18 protein-coding genes are annotated in these 17,717 nt (G+C 48.5%); 1 reads left to right on the top strand and 17 read right to left on the bottom strand.

Annotated features, from left to right (window positions below; translation table 11 throughout):
* Position 1 precedes the first annotated feature (1 nt).
* From GJ688_RS02195 to GJ688_RS02130, 14 genes are all read right to left on the bottom strand, one after another.
* Entirely contained in the window at positions 2-790 is a 789-nt protein-coding gene (locus tag GJ688_RS02195; protein ID WP_155474863.1) for a FliH/SctL family protein, read from the bottom strand.
* Positions 783-1,793 carry a flagellar motor switch protein FliG gene (gene fliG, locus GJ688_RS02190; protein WP_170291569.1) on the bottom strand — a complete coding sequence of 337 codons (1,011 nt, stop codon included), beginning with the start codon at positions 1,791-1,793 and terminating at the stop codon, positions 783-785. Before fliG ends, GJ688_RS02195 begins: the two co-directional genes overlap by 8 nt.
* Positions 1,794-1,797: 4 nt before the next feature.
* The gene (gene fliF / locus GJ688_RS02185) at positions 1,798-3,381 is read right to left on the bottom strand and encodes a flagellar basal-body MS-ring/collar protein FliF (protein ID WP_155474862.1); all 1,584 of its coding nucleotides are present in this window, start codon (positions 3,379-3,381) and stop codon (positions 1,798-1,800) included.
* A 31-nt stretch (positions 3,382-3,412) separates the two neighbouring features.
* Positions 3,413-3,733 carry a flagellar hook-basal body complex protein FliE gene (gene fliE / locus GJ688_RS02180; protein WP_235910661.1) on the bottom strand — a complete coding sequence of 107 codons (321 nt, stop codon included), beginning with the start codon at positions 3,731-3,733 and terminating at the stop codon, positions 3,413-3,415.
* Positions 3,734-3,811: 78 nt separating this feature from the next.
* Positions 3,812-4,291, bottom strand: coding sequence for a flagellar basal body rod protein FlgC (gene flgC / locus GJ688_RS02175; RefSeq protein WP_155474861.1), 480 nt, complete (start codon positions 4,289-4,291; stop codon positions 3,812-3,814).
* 3 nt (positions 4,292-4,294) lie between these two features.
* Positions 4,295-4,729, bottom strand: a complete 435-nt coding sequence (gene flgB, locus GJ688_RS02170; RefSeq protein ID WP_155474860.1) for a flagellar basal body rod protein FlgB — start codon at positions 4,727-4,729, stop codon at positions 4,295-4,297.
* A 239-nt stretch (positions 4,730-4,968) separates the two neighbouring features.
* Positions 4,969-5,751: a GTP-sensing pleiotropic transcriptional regulator CodY gene (gene codY, locus GJ688_RS02165; RefSeq protein WP_155474859.1), complete on the bottom strand. Its 783-nt coding sequence runs from the start codon at positions 5,749-5,751 to the stop codon at positions 4,969-4,971.
* Positions 5,752-5,853: 102 nt separating this feature from the next.
* Positions 5,854-7,245 (bottom strand): ATP-dependent protease ATPase subunit HslU, encoded by a 1,392-nt coding sequence (hslU, locus tag GJ688_RS02160; RefSeq protein ID WP_155474858.1) that lies wholly within the window; start codon positions 7,243-7,245, stop codon positions 5,854-5,856.
* On the bottom strand, positions 7,242-7,784 hold the full coding sequence (gene hslV, locus GJ688_RS02155; RefSeq protein ID WP_155474959.1) for an ATP-dependent protease subunit HslV: 543 nt from the start codon (positions 7,782-7,784) through the stop codon (positions 7,242-7,244). Before hslV ends, hslU begins: the two co-directional genes overlap by 4 nt.
* A gap of 48 nt (positions 7,785-7,832) precedes the next feature.
* Positions 7,833-8,762: a tyrosine recombinase XerC gene (gene xerC / locus GJ688_RS02150; protein ID WP_155474857.1), complete on the bottom strand. Its 930-nt coding sequence runs from the start codon at positions 8,760-8,762 to the stop codon at positions 7,833-7,835.
* 25 nt (positions 8,763-8,787) lie between these two features.
* Positions 8,788-10,089 (bottom strand): methylenetetrahydrofolate--tRNA-(uracil(54)-C(5))-methyltransferase (FADH(2)-oxidizing) TrmFO, encoded by a 1,302-nt coding sequence (trmFO, locus tag GJ688_RS02145; RefSeq protein WP_170291568.1) that lies wholly within the window; start codon positions 10,087-10,089, stop codon positions 8,788-8,790.
* Positions 10,086-12,299 (bottom strand): type I DNA topoisomerase, encoded by a 2,214-nt coding sequence (gene topA, locus GJ688_RS02140; protein ID WP_155474957.1) that lies wholly within the window; start codon positions 12,297-12,299, stop codon positions 10,086-10,088. Before topA ends, trmFO begins: the two co-directional genes overlap by 4 nt.
* A gap of 90 nt (positions 12,300-12,389) precedes the next feature.
* Entirely contained in the window at positions 12,390-13,490 is a 1,101-nt protein-coding gene (dprA, locus tag GJ688_RS02135; protein WP_155474856.1) for a DNA-processing protein DprA, read from the bottom strand.
* Positions 13,491-13,615: 125 nt separating this feature from the next.
* A complete protein-coding gene (locus tag GJ688_RS02130) occupies positions 13,616-14,089 on the bottom strand; it encodes a magnesium chelatase subunit ChlI family protein (RefSeq protein WP_155474855.1) in 474 nt (157 codons plus the stop codon).
* Between GJ688_RS02130 and GJ688_RS21495 the strand changes: the two genes are divergently transcribed.
* Positions 14,032-14,544 (top strand): helix-turn-helix domain-containing protein, encoded by a 513-nt coding sequence (locus GJ688_RS21495; RefSeq protein ID WP_456237460.1) that lies wholly within the window; start codon positions 14,032-14,034, stop codon positions 14,542-14,544. The two genes, GJ688_RS02130 and GJ688_RS21495, sit on opposite strands and share 58 nt — an antisense overlap.
* A 222-nt stretch (positions 14,545-14,766) precedes the next feature.
* On the opposite strand, the gene GJ688_RS02120 is transcribed toward GJ688_RS21495, so the two are convergent.
* The 3 genes from GJ688_RS02120 to GJ688_RS02110 all read right to left on the bottom strand — a co-directional run bounded on the left by GJ688_RS02120 (position 14,767) and on the right by GJ688_RS02110 (position 17,717).
* Positions 14,767-16,290, bottom strand: coding sequence for a DUF2325 domain-containing protein (locus tag GJ688_RS02120; RefSeq protein ID WP_170291567.1), 1,524 nt, complete (start codon positions 16,288-16,290; stop codon positions 14,767-14,769).
* Between the two features lie 288 nt (positions 16,291-16,578).
* A complete protein-coding gene (locus GJ688_RS02115; RefSeq protein ID WP_155474852.1) occupies positions 16,579-16,812 on the bottom strand; it encodes a hypothetical protein in 234 nt (77 codons plus the stop codon).
* Positions 16,813-17,228: 416 nt separating this feature from the next.
* A complete protein-coding gene (locus GJ688_RS02110; RefSeq protein ID WP_155474851.1) occupies positions 17,229-17,717 on the bottom strand; it encodes a hypothetical protein in 489 nt (162 codons plus the stop codon).

Below are 17,717 nucleotides of genomic sequence, written 5' to 3'. Positions count from 1 at the left end.
CCTAGCTGTGCATGACTTCACGTATCACTCTTGAGACTTCTTCCAACTGCGCCTCTATCCGTGCGTCTACATAGCCGTGGCTGGTATCGATAATACAGCCGCCGCGATCAACTGTTTCATCCATTTCCACCGTCAACGTACGCAACCCTTTGATCAAGCGCATCAATTCCGGTTTGGCCGTTTGAACGAGTGGATAATCTTGAGGATGAACTTTTAATACAACGGCGCTCATGTCTCGAACTTTGTTAATCGCGTTCATAGCGATATTCAACACTACATCGGGCTTATTGGCAATTTCATATTGCAAGATTTTCTCAGCGATCTGGATAGAAAGTTCGACGATTTCTGGTTCTTTGCTATTTATATAGGTAAGTTTAGCTTGTCTTGCCGTTTCCACCTCATGATGAGCGTCGTTGATGATCGCTTCGGCTTGACTCTGCGCTTGTTCGATTGCTTTTCTGTAACCTTCTTGGTAGCCTTGTTCCGATTTTGAGCGTCGAAGCGTTTCTGCTTCCTGCCCTGCTAAAAAAGTGATTTCTTCCGCTTGTCGATGCGCTTCAGCAAGGATGGAATTAGCCTGCTCTTTTGCCATATTTAAAAGATCTTGAACAGCTAAGCGAGTCTCTTCCATGATACGTTCCGCCTCAGCTTCAGCGAGTTGAACCGGATCGACCGTTTTCTCCGGTTCTATCTCCGGAAGAATCTGCTGAGGTAGGAAAGAAACAGGAAGGATATCGAGTACTTTAGGCGAGTTAGTTCGAAGGATCGATGACTTGATAACCTTAGACAATCAATTCATCTCCTCCGCCGCGAGCAATGACGATTTCACCGGCTTCTTCCAGCTTGCGTATTACGTTAACAATCCGTTGTTGAGCTTCCTCTACGTCACGGAGGCGGACAGGGCCCATGAATTCCATATCTTCACGCAGCATTTCACCAGCTCGTTTGGATACGTTTTTGAAGATTTTCTGAACGACTTCTTCGCTGGAACCTTTGAGGGCGAGAGCCAAATCTTTCGTATCCACTTCCCGCAAGACCTGCTGGATCGAGCGATCATCCAGCATGATAATATCTTCAAAGACAAACATGCGTTTCTTGATCTCTTCTGCCAATTCAGGATCTTGAATCTCCAGTGCTTCCATAATGGATTTTTCTGTACCGCGATCGACCCGGTTGAGCATGTCTACCACAGTGTCGAGACCGCCGGCACTGGTATGCTCTTGAGAAACGAGTGAGGATAATTTCCTCTCTAAAACCATTTCCACCTCGCGGATGACTTCCGGAGAGGTACGGTCCATCAGGGCAATACGACGAGCGATTTCCGCCTGCCGTTCCGGAGGGAGCGCTGACATGATGATCGAAGCTTGATCCGCATTCAAATAAGCTAAAATGAGTGCAATCGTCTGGGAGTGTTCCGATTGGATGAAGTTAAGCAGTTGCCCCGGATCAGTTCGTCGGATAAATTCAAAGGGACGAACTTGGAGCGACTGGGTCAGCCGATTGATGATCTCAACGGCCTTTTGCGGACCCAAAGCCTTCTCCAAGACTTCCTTGGCGTAGTCAATCCCACCAGAGTTTATATACTCCTGCGCCATGAACAACTGGTGAAATTCATCAAAGACTATATCGCGATTTTCAGGTAAAACTTTGCGGATATTGGCGATCTCGAGGGTCATCTGCTCAATTTCTTCTTCCTTGAGATGCTTAAAGATCTTGGCCGACTTCTCAGGGCCTAAGGAAATAAGCAAGATAGCCGCTTTTTGTTTTCCAGACAGTGCCGATTTGGCAGTCACAACATCACCTCGAGTCGTCTGTTAGCCATGTTTTCAATACACGAGCGATAGCTTCCGGATCAGAATCGGTCAATTGCTCGATCTGTTCACGCATTGCCAACTTTTCTTTTTCTTCCGGCGTCAATTCCAACTCCGGCGGAGTAGGAACAGGTGTTTCAAAGGCCAAAGAGGGGATTTCTTCCGGTGCTGAGGCTGGCTTACGACGAGCCATCATCCTGCGGCCGAGTAAGACAGCTCCTATAATGGCAGCCAAGGCCAGAACGGCGGCCCCAATCATCAAATAGCGTTGAAAGGATTTTTCAGACTCTGCCAGGCGATTCATCTCATCAACAGCCGAACGATCGAAAGGTATCCCGACGACGCTGATTTGTTCGACCCGCGCGGGCGGTTGTTGACCTACCGCAACTGGCTCAACAGGGTATTTGATCCCCACAGCTTGGGCTACCGCTTTTTCTAGTTGTTGCGTCTGTTCAGGTTCCAACGTCCGGTTCACCATTACGGAAACACTCAGTCGTTTTACAGAGCCAGGAGGTGTTACTGTATGAGTTTCCGTTTTCGGTATTTCGTTATTGACAATATTATCTGATTTATTATAACTGCTCGTTCCGTTGTTCGTCGTTTGTTGCGTCGGTATATTCGCACTTGTCCCCGGAGTACCCGAAGCGGTAGAGCCTTGCCCGGCTTCCGTCGTCTCACGGGTTGAGACTGGGACCGGTTTGCCTAATCGCGTATCGGTAACCTCTTGTTGAGAAAAGTCTAATTCGGTGGCCACTTTTACGACAGCATTTCCGGCACCCATGGCACGGTTCAGCATATCCTGGGCTTTTTGTTCCAAGTGGGTTTCATAATCCTTTTTGGCCTGCATCTGAGCACGAGTCAGACCGTCTACATTGATTTTATCGGGCCCCGTTGCGGTAAATAATCCCTCCGACAAGACATTGCCCGAATTGTCGACGACAGTCACATTTTCTGGTTTTAATTGTTTTACGCTATGTGAAACCAAATGCACTATGCCTCGGATTTGCTTTTCTTCCAATTCAGTGTACGGTTTCAAAATCAACATGACTGAAGCAGTGGCATCGGTCGCTTTATCTTTGAACAACGAATCCGCTGCCGGAACGATCATCACTCGAGCGTTTTGTACACCCGGTATGTTTTGGAGGGTGCGGGCCAGTTCGGTTTCGGTGGCCACCTTTAGACGAATATCTTTTTCTTTTTCGGTTTCACCAAACCGGCTTTCGTTAAAGGACTCATATCCCCAACCGGTTCCCTTGGGAAGGTTCGCAGCAGCCATTTCGAGTCGAAGATTAGCCTGGTCTTTCGATGGGACCATGATGGTTTTCCCATCGTCAGAAACGGTAAAGTCCGCTTTTGCCTCCTGAAGTTTCGCCCGAATGGCACCTGCATCGGCCGGCTCAAGGTTCGTAAACAGAGGCACATAGTCAGGCCTTCCAGCCAAATAGACAAAAGCAACTAAGGAGATTAGAATAGCTGCAAAAGCGCCCGCCATGATCATCTTTTGCTGGCGAGAAAAGCGACCCATCAACTCATTTAATTGGCTGCGCAACCGTTCTATCATATCATTCATGTTTCAGCAGCCCTTCACCGTTCCTTGCAAATTAGACCTGCATTCTCATAATTTCACGATATGCTTCCATCGCCTGGTTGCGGACTTGAATCGTAAACTGCATGGCGATATTGGCTTTTTCCGTCGCGAGCATGACGGTATGTACATCGGTAGAACGGCCTGCAGCAAATTCCGCTGCCATTTTATCCGCCTCATTTTGAGCGGTATTCACACCTTGTACAGCGTCCTTAAGCATGGCGGAAAAACTTTGTCCGGAAGTATTCGACTCTTCGGTTCCGGCAGCCAACTTCCCTTTATTCGTATTGGTGGAATAAGGAAGCAACTGCTCGAAACGGACCGGTAGTTCCATCATTTTAACGCCTCCGTAAATACACTACCTATCTTAACAGACAAAACGGAAAAAGTGATTAGGTATTTAGTACTAAATTAATTAGGCTTTACCGATTTCCAAAGCTTTCATGGCCATTGATTTAGCTGCGTTGACAGCGGTGACGTTAGCTTCGTAAGCACGGGTAGCCGAGATCATATCGACCATTTCCGTGACGGTGTTCACGTTCGGCATACGCACATAGCCAGCCTGCGGGCCGGTTTTCATCGCATCCGGGTGCTGGGGATCGTAAACAAGTTTAAAGGGAGCTTCATCGTCGACCACTCCGACGACCCGTACGCCGGAGCCGGTCGCCATCTGTCCATCTTGGGCTTTCGATAAGGCAGAAGCAAAGGAATCTACTTCATTCGCCCGAGCAGCAAAAACAGGTACCTGACGGCGGTAGGGAAGTACACCATCAGCATCGGTATTGCCGCTGCGAGTCGTATTCACATTGGCTAAGTTGTTAGATATAATGTCCATGCGAAAACGCTGGGCTGTCAACCCGGAAGCGCTGGTATCAATGGAACTGAGAAAACGCATAGCTTAACGCACCTCCCGGATGGTACTTTTCAGTGTCGACAATTTCTGCGAGGCCAGACTGACCATTCCATCATACCACAGGGTATTCTTTGCCAACAATGCCATTTCTCTGTCAACATCTACGTTGTTTTTATCATTGCGATACTCTTGATCTTCTTGGGTAACCATTTTGGCACTGGCGTTCGAAGAAGAGCTCAAGGGGATATGCTTAGGGTGGGTTAGCTTGCCTTGAAAGCCGTCTCCACGTAAGGCAGAAGCCAATTCGTCCTCAAAAACCACTTCTTTGCGCTTATAACCAGGCGTATCAATATTGGCTAGGTTGTCTGATATAGCCTGATGGCGTAGAGAAGACGCATCAAGGCCACGCTCCAAAATACGAACTGTAGGTAGGTCTAAAAATCCCGCCATGGGCTCACCTCGTTTGATTTTTCCATCCATGTTTGTTCAACTTTTTATCTTCGGTGACCATTGATTCCTTTGTTCGGTCACATGTCCATTACTGCTTCTCTATCTTCGCTGTCACGCAGATAAATCCTCTTTTCCAGCCGCTTTAAATAAGAAAAGCAATTGCCCTTTGGAAAAGACAAAAAAGAAGGCTTCTGTTCGAGACAGATCGCCTTCTTTTTTATTAAAAAATGATTCTTTTAATACTTATCTGCACCTCTATAATCGAAGGATCAATGACGAAGCTTTTCCAGCTCTTCCATCAAATTATCGTTCAAAATTCGAATGTAAGTGCCTTTCATGCCCAAGGATTTGGATTCAATCACACCGGCACTTTCGAACTTGCGCAAGGCGTTGACAATAACCGAACGAGTAATCCCGACACGGTCGGCAATCTTCGACGCCACGAGCAACCCCTCATTGCCTTCCAGTTCAGAGAAGATGTGTTCCACCGCTTCCAACTCACTGTAGGACAATGTGCCGATAGCAATCTGTACGGCTGCTTTTTTCCGGGCCTCTTCTTCCATCCGTTCGGCCTTGGCCCGGAGGATCTCCATACCGACGACCGTAGCGGCATATTCGGCTAGGATGAGGTCTTCGTCGGTAAACTCCTCATTATACTTCGCCAACACGAGCGTGCCTAGGCGCTGACCACCACCGAGAATGGGTGTGACGGTCATGAGTTTGTGACCATAAGAACACTGCTCGCCATAATTAAAAACACAAGCATTAGAAACTTGGCAGAAGTTCGCCTGTGTTTCGCTGATCCGCATCAGATCTTGGTTATAGCTTTCGGGAAATCGTTCTGTATGCTGGACAATATCCACCATGATGTCACAATTGAAATGGGGCATAAAGGAATAACCTAGTATTTTTCCCCGGCGACCGATGATGTAACAATTGGCGGTGATGAGTTCACTGGTGATCTTGGCCATTTCCTCAAAGTTAACCGGATGGCCGGCAGACTTTTGTATGAGCCGATTCACCATTCTAGTTTTTTCTAGTAAGGTTCGCATAACTCCCCCAGTAGCCTCCTTAAGTAATGTGTAAATATATTACGATTCAAACATCGAAAGTAAATCCGAATTGTCCATTCTAGATGTTTATTATAACGCTTTTCACAAAATATATCTACTTAAATCTTCACGTTGTAATATACTTTCCAGTCTTGTCTCTACATACTCTTTGTCAATGACTACATTTTTCTCTGTTAAATTGGGGGCGTCAAAGGAGAGATCTTCCAAGACTTTTTCCAAGATGGTATGCAAACGTCTGGCGCCGATATTCTCCGTCTGTCCATTCACACGGTAGGCGATCGAAGCCATCGCCTCTACAGCGTCAGCAGCGAAGGTCAATTCAATGTTTTCGGTGGACAACAGGGCGACATATTGCTTTAAGAGGGAGTTTTCCGGTTCCGTCAAAATCCGTTGGAAATCCTCTTGACTCAATGCTTCTAATTCAACACGTAGTGGAAAACGGCCCTGCAATTCCGGTATCAAATCGGACGGTTTTGACACATGAAAAGCGCCTGCGGCGATAAAGAGCACATGGTCGGTCTTCACAGGACCATATTTGGTCATCACCGTGGAACCTTCTACAATCGGCAGGATATCCCGCTGAACTCCGCCGCGGGATACATCGGGCCCATGACCGCCTTCCCGTGAGGCGATTTTGTCGATCTCATCCAAAAAAATGATCCCCGTCTGTTCCGCTCTTTCGATGGCTTCCCGATGGACGGCGTCCATGTCGATCAATTTTTGTGCTTCCTGAATCGCCAGGATCCGGCGAGCCTCCCGGACAGTGACGCGGCGTTTCTTTTTGCCTTTGGGGAACATTTGGCCGATCATATTCTGTATATTCATTCCCATTTCGTCCATACCGGATCCGGCAAACATATCGCCAAGAGGTGTCCCGTTGTCTTCTACTTCGACTTCCAACAGGTTATCTTCTAACTCCATTCGTTTGAGCTTTTGCTGGACGATAGCCCGTTTCTCTCGGATATCAGGATCGCTTGTGGAAGTGGTCGCTGGTGTCTGCGTTCCACCGAAGAGCATTTCGAAGGGGTTGTTCATCGTGCGGGTAGGTTTCGGCGCAGGGACCAGCAGTTCGACGAGACGTTCTTCCGCCTCGGCCTCGGCCTTCGTCTGCACTTTCTCCAGTTGCTCCGCTTTTACCATACGGATAGCCGTTTCCACGAGGTCGCGGACCATCGATTCTACATCTCTTCCAACATATCCCACTTCCGTGAATTTTGTCGCTTCTACCTTGACAAAAGGCGCATTGACAAGTCGGGCCAACCGCCGGGCGATTTCCGTTTTGCCCACTCCGGTGGGGCCGATCATGAGGATGTTCTTCGGTGTCACCTCATCGCGCAGGTGTTCCGAAAGCTTCTGCCGGCGGTAGCGGTTGCGAAGGGCAATCGCTACCGCTTTCTTAGCTGCCTTTTGTCCGACAATATACCGATCCAGCTCCTCTACGATTTGCACTGGCGTCAGATTTACCGAACTCATTGCTCACCCGTCCCTTCGATTTCCTCTAAGGTAATCCGGTCATTCGTGTAGACACAGATTTCCGAAGCCACGATCAAGCTGTTCTTCACGATTTCCGCCGGGGTCAGGTTGCCGTGCCGAACAAGAGCGCGCGCCGCCGCCAAAGCGTAGGGGCCTCCAGAACCAATGGCCACCACTCCGTCATCAGGCTCAATAACTTCGCCGTTTCCCGATATGACCAGGAGATGGTCTTGGTCCGCGGCGATGATCATCGCCTCTAACTTCCGTAAATAGCGGTCGGTTCGCCATTCCCGAGCGAGATCGACAGCGGCACGCATCAAGTTACCCCGGAATTCTTGTATCTTCGCTTCCAGTTTATCGAGCAGTGTCAACGCATCGGCGACAGAACCGGCGATGCCTGCGATCACTTTTCCTTGATAGAGACGGCGCACTTTCCGGGCTGTCGCCTTCATGATGGTCCGGTCGCCAAAGGTGATTTGCCCGTCTCCAGCGACGGCCACGTTTTTACCGCGTTTGACTGCCACAATCGTGGTACCCATCAACTTCAATTCGCCCAACCCCTCTCTATAGTACGTGAGCCATTAGCTTTATGCTCTCGGGTGACTTTTTTGATAGATCTGTTTGAGACGTTCTGAAGATACATGGGTGTAAATCTGTGTCGTAGAAAGCTTGCTGTGACCAAGCATCTCCTGAAGAGCCCGCAGGTCGGCACCTCCGTCCAGCAAATGGGTTGCAAATGAATGTCGTAGCATGTGCGGACTGATTCGCTGATCGAGGGCTGTTTTTTTCGCCATCTGAGCCAGAATGTTCTGTATTCCCCGAGTAGTCAATCGACCGCCTTGGCGATTTAAAAAGAGCGCCCTTGTTTTTTGACTCTGCCCGTTCAGGATCGGACGGCTCTTTTCTATGTACGTCGTTATACTTTGGACCGCCATCTCCCCAACGGGGACGATCCGTTCTTTGCCGCCTTTACCGAGGACCCGCACATGGCCCGACAGGAGGTCTACGTCACCGAGGTTCAGCCCGGCCAGTTCGGAGACACGTAAACCGGAGGCGTAGAAAAGTTCGACGATAGCCCGATCACGAACTTCCTTTGGGTCGCTCTCATCTGGCGGGTAGCTTTCCAGCAGCTTCTCCATGCCCGCCTCACTCAACGCCTTCGGCAGGGAACGGCCGATCTTGGGAGACCGAATCCGGCTCATTGGGTTTTGGGACAACTGTCCTTCCCGGATCAGATAGCGAAAAAAGCCGCGCCAGGCGGCTAGTTTTCGGGCGAGGGAAGTACGCTCCATCTTGCTGCGATAGAGTTGATTCAAGCAAAGGCGAAGTACGTTTGCCGTAATCGTTTGGGGGAGGGGAATTTGCTTCACCGTCATCGCCAACAGCTCTAACAATTGGCTTAAATCGCCTGCATAGGCAAAGCGGGTGTGTGGGGAGACATTTTTCTCCGCGGTGAGATAGTCTACATATCGGTCAATCCAGCGATCCCATGCCTGCAGTATATCATCGTCCGCCATTGCCTACGTCCCTCCCCGTTACCTCCTACAAGGTCGATAAGAAGTCATCCAGCCGTCTCAATGCCCGCTGCGCATGAGCCTGTTGCCGCGGACGTTTTCCCTTGATTCTCTCTTCCAAAGAAGGGAACAGTCCATAGTTGACGTTCATCGGCTGAAAGTGCTTCGCTTCGGCAGTCGTAATGTATGCGGGCAATGCTCCCATGGCCGTATCGGGCGGAAACACCACCGGCTCCTGTCCTTTGACGAGACGAGCCGCATTGAGACCCGCTGCCAGACCGGAGGCGGCAGACTCAACATAGCCCTCCACTCCGGTAATTTGACCGGCAAAGAATATGTTCGGGTCCATGCGAAGCTGATAGGTCGGATGCAACAGCGTCGGGCTGTTGATAAAAGTATTGCGGTGCATCACACCGTAACGAACAAATTCGGCTTGTTCTAAACCAGGTATTAAGGAAAAAACCAGTTTCTGGTCGGGCCATTTGAGATGGGTCTGAAAGCCGACCAGATTGTACATGGTGCCTTGGCGGTTTTCCTTGCGCAGTTGAACGACAGCGAAGGGCCGCCGTCCAGTCCGGGGGTCTGTGAGACCGACAGGCTTCAGGGGACCAAAGAGAAGTGTCTCTCTCCCTCGCTTAGCCATAACTTCTACAGGCATGCAGCCTTCAAAATAGATCTCCTTCTCAAACTCCTTTAGGGGATGCACTTCCGCTTCGATCAAAGCTTGATAGAAGCGATCATATTCTTCCTCGTTCATGGGACAGTTTAGGTAATCAGCATCCCCTTTGTCATAACGGGAGGCCCAAAAGGCAACAGACAAGTCGACAGACTCGCAGGCCACAATCGGTGCAGCCGCATCGTAAAAATAGAAGTAATCCTCTCCCGTCAAAGCCTGTATTTGCTGGGACAGGGCCGGCGACGTCAGCGGACCAGAGGCGATGATCAGAGGCCTCTCTTCGGGGATCTGCTGGACTTCTTTTTGCTCGATTTCAATCAAAGGATGCTGGGTCAATCGTTCCGTGATCGCTTCGGCAAAAGCATGGCGGTCGACCGCCAAGGCTCCTCCGGCAGGGACCGAATGTAGGTCAGCCATTTCGATGATGAGCGAACCGATCCGCCGCATCTCTTCTTTTAATAGACCGACGGCGTTTTCCAGTGCCGCTCCGCGCAGGGAATTGGAACAGACCAACTCCGCAAAATCGCCCGTCTTGTGGGCTGGCGTCATCGTGCCGGGGCGCATCTCCATCAATCGTACGGGAATTCCTTGCCGGGCCAGTTGCCAGGCCGCCTCGGAACCGGCCAGACCGGCACCGACAATCGTTACTTTCACTCTGCTGTCACCTGTTCTTCATGGTTTTCTTTAACGTTTTCTAGGGGAGCTTCCGCATGGTTTTCTCTGTGGATCTCTTCACGATTTTCTTCATTATAATGGCTCACTGTTCCGGCAGGTGAACCTTCCGGCAGAACTTCTTCAAAACCGCAACCCTCGGTCGTACAGACGCGGCGGGTACCCATCTTTTTTGATTCTTTCTGAACTAACAATTTACCGCATTGCGGACAGGGCACGTCGGTGGGGCGTTCCCAGGATACGTAATCACATTCAGGGTAGTTGGCACAGCCGAAGAATTTGCGGCCTTTTTTTGTCCGACGCAAAACAACGGAGCCTCCGCATTTCGGGCAGGGCACGCCGATCTCTTCGAGCAAGGGTTTCGTAAAACGACACTCCGGGAACCGGGGACAAGCCAAAAACTTGCCGAAGCGGCCCTGTTTGACGACGAGATTCGTTCCACAGACCTCACAGAGCTGGTCGCTGACTTCATCAGCGATCTCAATCTCACCGATTTCTTCTTCGGCTTCTTCCAAGGTCTCCCGAAAAGGCTCGTAAAAGTCTCGGAGCACCTTCTTCCACTCATACTCTTCCTCTTCGATGGAGTCCAATTTCGATTCCATGCTGGCTGTGAATTCTACATCGATAATGTCTGGAAAATGCTCCTTGAGCAGATCGACGACGACTTCGCCAAGTTCGGTCAAGAAAAACTGTTTCTCCTCGCGGGCTACATATCCCCGAGCGACAATCGTCTCAATGATCGGCGCGTAGGTGGAAGGACGACCAATCCCCTTTTCCTCAAGAGCCTTGACGAGGGTCGCTTCCGTATAGCGCGGTGGCGGTTGGGTGAAATGCTGTTTCGGATCGAGTTTCTTAAGGCCAAGCGTTTCGTCGACGGCTACTTCCGGCAGCAAGCCTTCATCATCAGAGCTTTCCTCGTCTTTGCCCTCGATGTAGACTTTCATGAAACCGGGGAATTTGAGCACCGATCCGGAAGCGCGAAAACCGTAGTTTGCCGCTTTGATATCGATAGTCGTCGTATCGAGAACAGCCGAACTCATCTGACTGGCCACAAAGCGTTCGTAAATCAGCTTATATAACTTAAACTGATCATTTGTGACGATCCCCTTAATTCCCTCAGGCTCTCTCGATACGGCTGTCGGGCGGATGGCCTCATGGGCGTTTTGGATTTTTCCCTTGCTTTCATACTGGCGAGGTTCCGCCGGCACGTATTCAGGGCCAAAGCGACCTAAAATATGGGTACGCACGTCGTCGATGGCCGTTTCTGAGACCCGCACCGAATCGGTACGGATATAGGTGACCAGACCGACGGTACCTTCATCCTTGCCGAGGTCAAGGCCTTCATAGAGCTGTTGAGCGATCATCATCGTTTTGCGGGCTGTAAATCCGAGCTTTCGATAAGCTTCCTGCTGCAACGAACTGGTTGTGAAAGGGGCCGACGGGTTACGTCGCTTCTCCCGGGTCTTCACTTCACTGACGACAAAAGGGTGCCCTTCCAGTTCGGCGAGAATGCGGTTCATTTCGGCTTGACTGTTTACTTCGATCTTTGCGTCATCCTGCCGGGTCAGGCGAGCTTTCAAAGAGCCTTTGGCCGCCTTCATTTCTGCTGTGAGCGTCCAATACTCTTCGGGCTTGAAGTCGTTGATCTCCTCTTCGCGATCATTGATCAAGCGTACAGCAACAGACTGGACCCGGCCAGCCGAGAGACCTTTTTTGATCTTCCGCCACAAGAGAGGGCTTAAATTATACCCCACCAAGCGGTCTAAGATCCGTCGTGCCTGTTGAGCTTCCACCCGCGGGCGTTCGACAGGGCGTGGGTTTTTAACAGCGTTTTGAATCGCCGTCTTTGTGATCTCGTTAAATTCGATACGGCAGGGCTCTTTATCATCGAGCCCCAACACTTGAGCAAGATGCCAGGCGATCGCTTCTCCTTCACGATCCGGGTCAGTGCCGAGCAAGATATGATCGGACTTCTTGGCTGCCGAACGCAATTCTTTTAATAGATCGCCTTTGCCGCGGATAGTGATGTATTTCGGTTCGAAATCGTTTTCCACATCCACGCCGAATTGGCTTTTCGGCAGGTCTCGCACGTGACCCATGGATGCCTTCACCTGATAGCGGCGGCCTAAAAACTTGCTGATGGTCTTCGCTTTGGCAGGTGATTCGACAATGACAAGTACCTTGTTGGACAACCAGGTCACCTCAAATCTCTTCTATAGGAAATCCGCACAGGAAATCTAACGGCTATTATTGCCCGGCTGCAGTGAATACAGTCCCTTCTATTATACAGCGACAAATCGACCGCCTGGAACCGCCTTGGCCATTCCTTTGAGTTCTAACAAGGTCAGCACGGAAGCGACTTCCGAACCGGTCAAGCCTGTCTGTTCGACCAATTGATCGACGCTCTTGGGTTCCCAATCGAGTTGAAAAAAGATGCGTTCTTCGGGCGAAGTCACGGGAGTCCTTTCTTCGTCCATATCGCCTATCGGCAGGGAAAGCTGCTCTGGAACCTCATTTAACACATCATCAATGGATACAATCAACTTGGCCCCTTGCTGGATAAGCCGATGGGGACCTGCGCTCTGTCTCTGTGTAATCGGACCGGGGACAGCAAAAACTTCCCGCCCCTGTTCTAGGGCCTGATCCGCCGTAATCAGCGCCCCGGACTTCTCGCCCGCTTCGACGACGATCACACCAGTTGTCAACCCTGATATGATCCGGTTGCGGGCGGGAAATTGCCCCGGCTCTGGCGGTTTACCGGGAGGGTATTCGCTGACAAGAGCACCCCGTTCCACGATCTGCTCCGCCAAACGGTGATGTTCCGGCGGGTAGATGATGTCAACGCCGCTGGCCAGAACGGCAATAGTCCGTCCACCGCTCTCTAGTGCTTGTCGATGGGCGATGCCGTCGATACCCCGGGCCAAGCCACTGACGACAGTAATGCCCCGTCGCGCCAAATCCCGGCTCAATTGAGAGCAGACTTTCGCCCCATAGGCGGAGGCGTTGCGCGTTCCTACAATCGCGATAGCCTTCTGATCTTCCGGCAACAGTTTTCCTCTGACAAAAAGCACAGGCGGTGGGTCAGGCACGTTTCGCAATAGGGATGGATAGTTTTCATCCAAAAGGGTCAGGGCCTGAATGCTGCCCTGAGAAATTCGTTTGAGCAGATCTTCGGGTTTGCCCTTTCTCCGGGCCAGCAGCGTGCGTAGCCAGCCGTTACGGCTGAGCCCGGCTACACCATCCCAGTCTTGATCACTGGCGTTCCAAGCCCCTTGGGCCGTACCAAAATGATCGAGCAGCATATAAAACCGCCGGGCTCCGATTCCGGGTAAGGCCGAAAGGGCCACCCAGCATTCTCGTTCTCGAAGTGTATTCGATGCCATGATTATCCCTCCGGGTTATTAAAACCCCACCGGGAAGTTTGGATATTCATGCCATAGATTGATTCTAACATTAACGGGTAATGAACCCTGTTGTCAAGGATTCAATCCCTGGTATGTATAGCTTTTCACAACCGGTACTGCAATGCTTCCGCAATATGGGTTTCTGAAATTTGTTCTGAACCATGCAAATCGGCAATCGTCCGGGCCACTTTTAGGGTCCGGTGGAGTCCCCGGCCGCTTAAGTTCAATCGGCGATAAGCTTGCTCTAAAAGCGATTCCGCCTTGTCTGAAATATGGCAAACCTGCTTCATCATCTCTGCATCTAAATGGGCGTTGCACCAAGGACTACGTCTCAACTGCCGTTCCCGAGCAGCGATTACCCGTTCTCTCACTGTCTCCGACGATTCTTCTTTCTCTAAGGAAGAGTTTCGCAACTGTTCATATTTTGGTCGGTAGACCATGACCTGCAAATCCATCCGGTCCCAGAGGGGGCCGGAGATGCGGTTACGATAGCGTTCAATGGCTAAAGGGGAGCAGTTGCATTCTTTCTCCTCATCTCCAAAAAATCCGCACGGACACGCGTGTAGAGAATAACCCAGGAGATATCACGATAAATCGGACATCCCACTTCTCTACCAACCGCCATAGAGGTACCCAACCTGAGGGTAAGTCCACACCGGGTGCACGGCTTTTTCAAGCCCGAAAAGAAATGAATCTTACGGCACAGGAGTTATCTGAAGCCTCTGGTGTAAACAAAGCTACGATAGGTAGTATTGAAAACGACCGACATAAGCCCGAATTGCGGATTCTCAAACTACTCGCTAAACCACTTGGCCTATCTGCTTGGTATTTAGGGTGTTACGACCTTCTTCCGGAAGATACGCTCGGACAGAGGATTAAAAAGATTCGACTCATGAATGAGTGTACATTGGCAGAATTCGCTAAGCTTGTCGGGGTTGACATAAGGACTGTCCGCTTATGGGAAAAGAATATTCATAAACCCCTGTCACGTTTCCTAGAAATAATTACTTCATTAAAAGAATGGAACGAATAGCTGGATTCGATTTTATTCGTTCGACGGATACCATAAGATTCCTTTTTTCAAGACCAAAATTTCTAAATTCTGGACAACAATAACTAAGCCTCAGTTCCCAAATAATGAGAACCGGGGCTTAGTTAGTTACGAAAACGTTCTAGAGGTAGATTTCTTGCACATAATTTGACAGTTTTTTGAATTCGTTAATTACAGAACAGTAGCTTCTATGAGCAATCATGATTATCTTCGAACATTTGATGCCGTAACTGACCTGCAACCGTGCTTGACTTCTTGGAGAGCGTTTTCTTCGTTAACGCTGCGAAGGTACGAGACAGGGACACGGTATTTTCTCGCTTCGGTGATTGCGGGGATGTACATGGTATGACTGAGGTATCCGGTAAAAAAGAATACGATATCGGCGTTAGCTATACCTAGATCAACGTTGTATTGCTCGGGGCCAAAGAATTTCCAGCGTGGGAGCTTTTCTTTCATCTTAACTCTCCACCGGTCATGACCGCCGATAATGACACCGTTAATGGTGGAAAGGTCAATAAGGCCCTCTTCTTCGGTAATTTCAATTGGCTTGTCCAAATTAAAGAAGAGTTCCCGAAGAGATTGAAGCTCTTGTTTGTCGAGTTCTCTTTCAGCTCTTAGTTTTTCGTTCTCCTTTTCGAGGGCACGCAGTTGATCCTGAACTTCTCCGGCAGCTCGGCGGTATTCGCTTTCGACTTTTTTATTTAATTTGTCTATTTTATCTTCATAAGTCTTCAGTATATCTTCAAGGCGTTGTCTTTCCGCTTCCGTGTTCTTCAGTTGCTTTTCGAGGTTTTCCATTTCGAGGTACAGGGTTTCCTGGTTATTACCCCAGTATGTTTCCTTTACGCGTTTATATGCTTTTAAAAGTGCGTATACTAAATATCCCCCAAATAAAAATTGCTCTGCTTCGTTTTCATTTGACTCACCGAAGACATTAAGGTATGTGTATAATATGCTATCTATTTCTTCCAAAGAAAGTTGGTTGCTTTCAACTACAGAATCAGAAACGTGAGCTAATTCTAACAGAAGTCCGTATGCGTCGTTCCAATTAAGTGCGTTTTTATCTTTCGGGCGGGAGAAATGATAGTAATTCCATCTTGTTATCTTAGCACGAGCCTTTATTGTTTCCCTAAGTTTTTGTGCTCTCTCTTTATCTGCTGATTGAGCCGCTTGATAATTTATTCTCATATGTCCATACGAGTGCATTAAGCGACGAAGAGCATTAGCATAAAACATTTTAAGACCTATATCATCCCAATTTATTTCCCGGTTCAATATGTGGGCTAAAAACAATGCAATTATAATTGCACCACTTTTAGTATCATCTCTGTTATAGGACTTACCCAAAATATTATCGATGCTCTTCATATCAAGGATATTTTGATCTTTAACCCGGTAATAAATACGTTTCCATCCATGTTTGATAATATATAGAATTTCCTTCTGTTCCTCTGACAAAAGAATTCCTAACGCCTTTTTATTGTAAAGTTCAATTTCTAATGGGGATGAAGTAACAATATCGTTATCATACCATATCGATTCTCTTGCAAGACGGTAATAACGGAATTTATCTCGTTGGTAAATATCATCAATAGTTTTGTAAACCTCCGAACAGGTACCGAAGGCTTCAGCCACAAGAGGAATAAGGCTAAGTGAGTATATATTTTTTCCTTTTTCCGTACTTCCGTTAGCTGTGATTGTGCGGTTTATGTTATCGAATGAGTTCATAATGGTCCAATATCCTTTCTCCACTGGTTTCTAAGGTCGAAATTACTTCTTTTTAATTTAACGTACAGGAAGGAAAATGTTCTCCTTTTATTTAAAATTCAAAGATTAGTCCCCTGGTTAAACATTCTTTCCCAGACTGCGTAATCAGTTAAGGTAAAAACCCGTGACATTCAATGAGTTTTGTAGATACCGTGCAAACCAAAAAAGACCCCGCTGGAGATTTGCTCCGGGCAAGGTCAATTTTCTTATTATCGTAGGCTTGTTTTTAACTAAATAGTTTTTCGTTGGCTATACAAGTTTTCTAGTTGAGACGCTAGAATAGACACCTGAATCTACTATGGTAACGATATTGCCGTTACCATCTTCGATTGTAATAGGACGTTTACTTCTCATCTGTGTATCAATTCTTCTCATTAGCGACCCAAAAGTGTCTTTCTCAATTTCAACTATTTGCACGATGCTGTTTGGCGTATTTGGATCTTTGCTATAAAAAGTAAGTTCCACTTTCATTAAGTCAGACATTGTTACACCTCCTTCAAAAATATTACTTCATCCAAAAAGTATAATCTGAGCTTTTTTCCAGGCGATATAACCATTCTATGTAATTCTTTGATATCCTCTCAATAAAAGAAATTATTCTGTCGACCGGACTCTCTGTCTCGTCCAGTATCAGGTTTTGTTTACATACGCGGATTTCTCATCGACACTTCCTTTACAGGTTTCTTTCGCCATGACCGTCTCTCCTTCATCCCTTGTGACTACGCGACACCATTCGGCTGGATAGTAGCATTCATTTAATCCTGACTAGCTAAGGTCCTACCAGAGGTCCACTTGAATTTTCAGCACTAATGTCTAGTTGGATCGTTACGTCTAAGGTCAAATACAAAAAGCCCCGACTTCCAGAATAGGAGATCGGGGCTTCTCAATTTAACACGGTATTAAATCGGCGGCGTATCCGAAGGCGCCCCAGCCTGTGCAAATGTAGCCGGTTCCTTCTCTTCCGCTTTTACAACCGGCTTATCAACGATCGGTATAAACTGCTCCGGACTAAACTCAGGCTTACCTACTTGCCATTGATCCCAATTGGTCATCACACCAGTACCCAACAAAGCGATAGACATTAAGTTCAAGAAATCCCGATACAACGTCGGATCCAACTGCACCCCAAACAAAGACGCTCCCCAATACAAGAGAGCGCCAAGAGCGAGCAGCAGTTTGGGATTATTTTTAATCTTGTCTAACCAAGTGTCCCCCTGGACCACTACGGAAGAGTATACCCCATAGCCGAGGATAAACGCACACAGTGTATCCACTGCCAGGTGGTACATGTTTTCATTCACAATCACGCCGGACTTAGCCAGCAGTGAATAGACGAAAGCTGCCAGGGCGCTAATGAACAGCGGATTTTTTACCATGGCTGTGTTCAT

Origin of the sequence: Heliobacterium mobile (assembly GCF_009720735.1) — a bacterium.
Classification (GTDB): Bacteria; Bacillota; Desulfitobacteriia; order Heliobacteriales; family Heliobacteriaceae; genus Heliobacterium; species Heliobacterium mobile.
The sequence above is the reverse complement of the archived record's forward strand: the minus strand, read 5'-3'. Positions and strand labels throughout refer to the sequence as shown.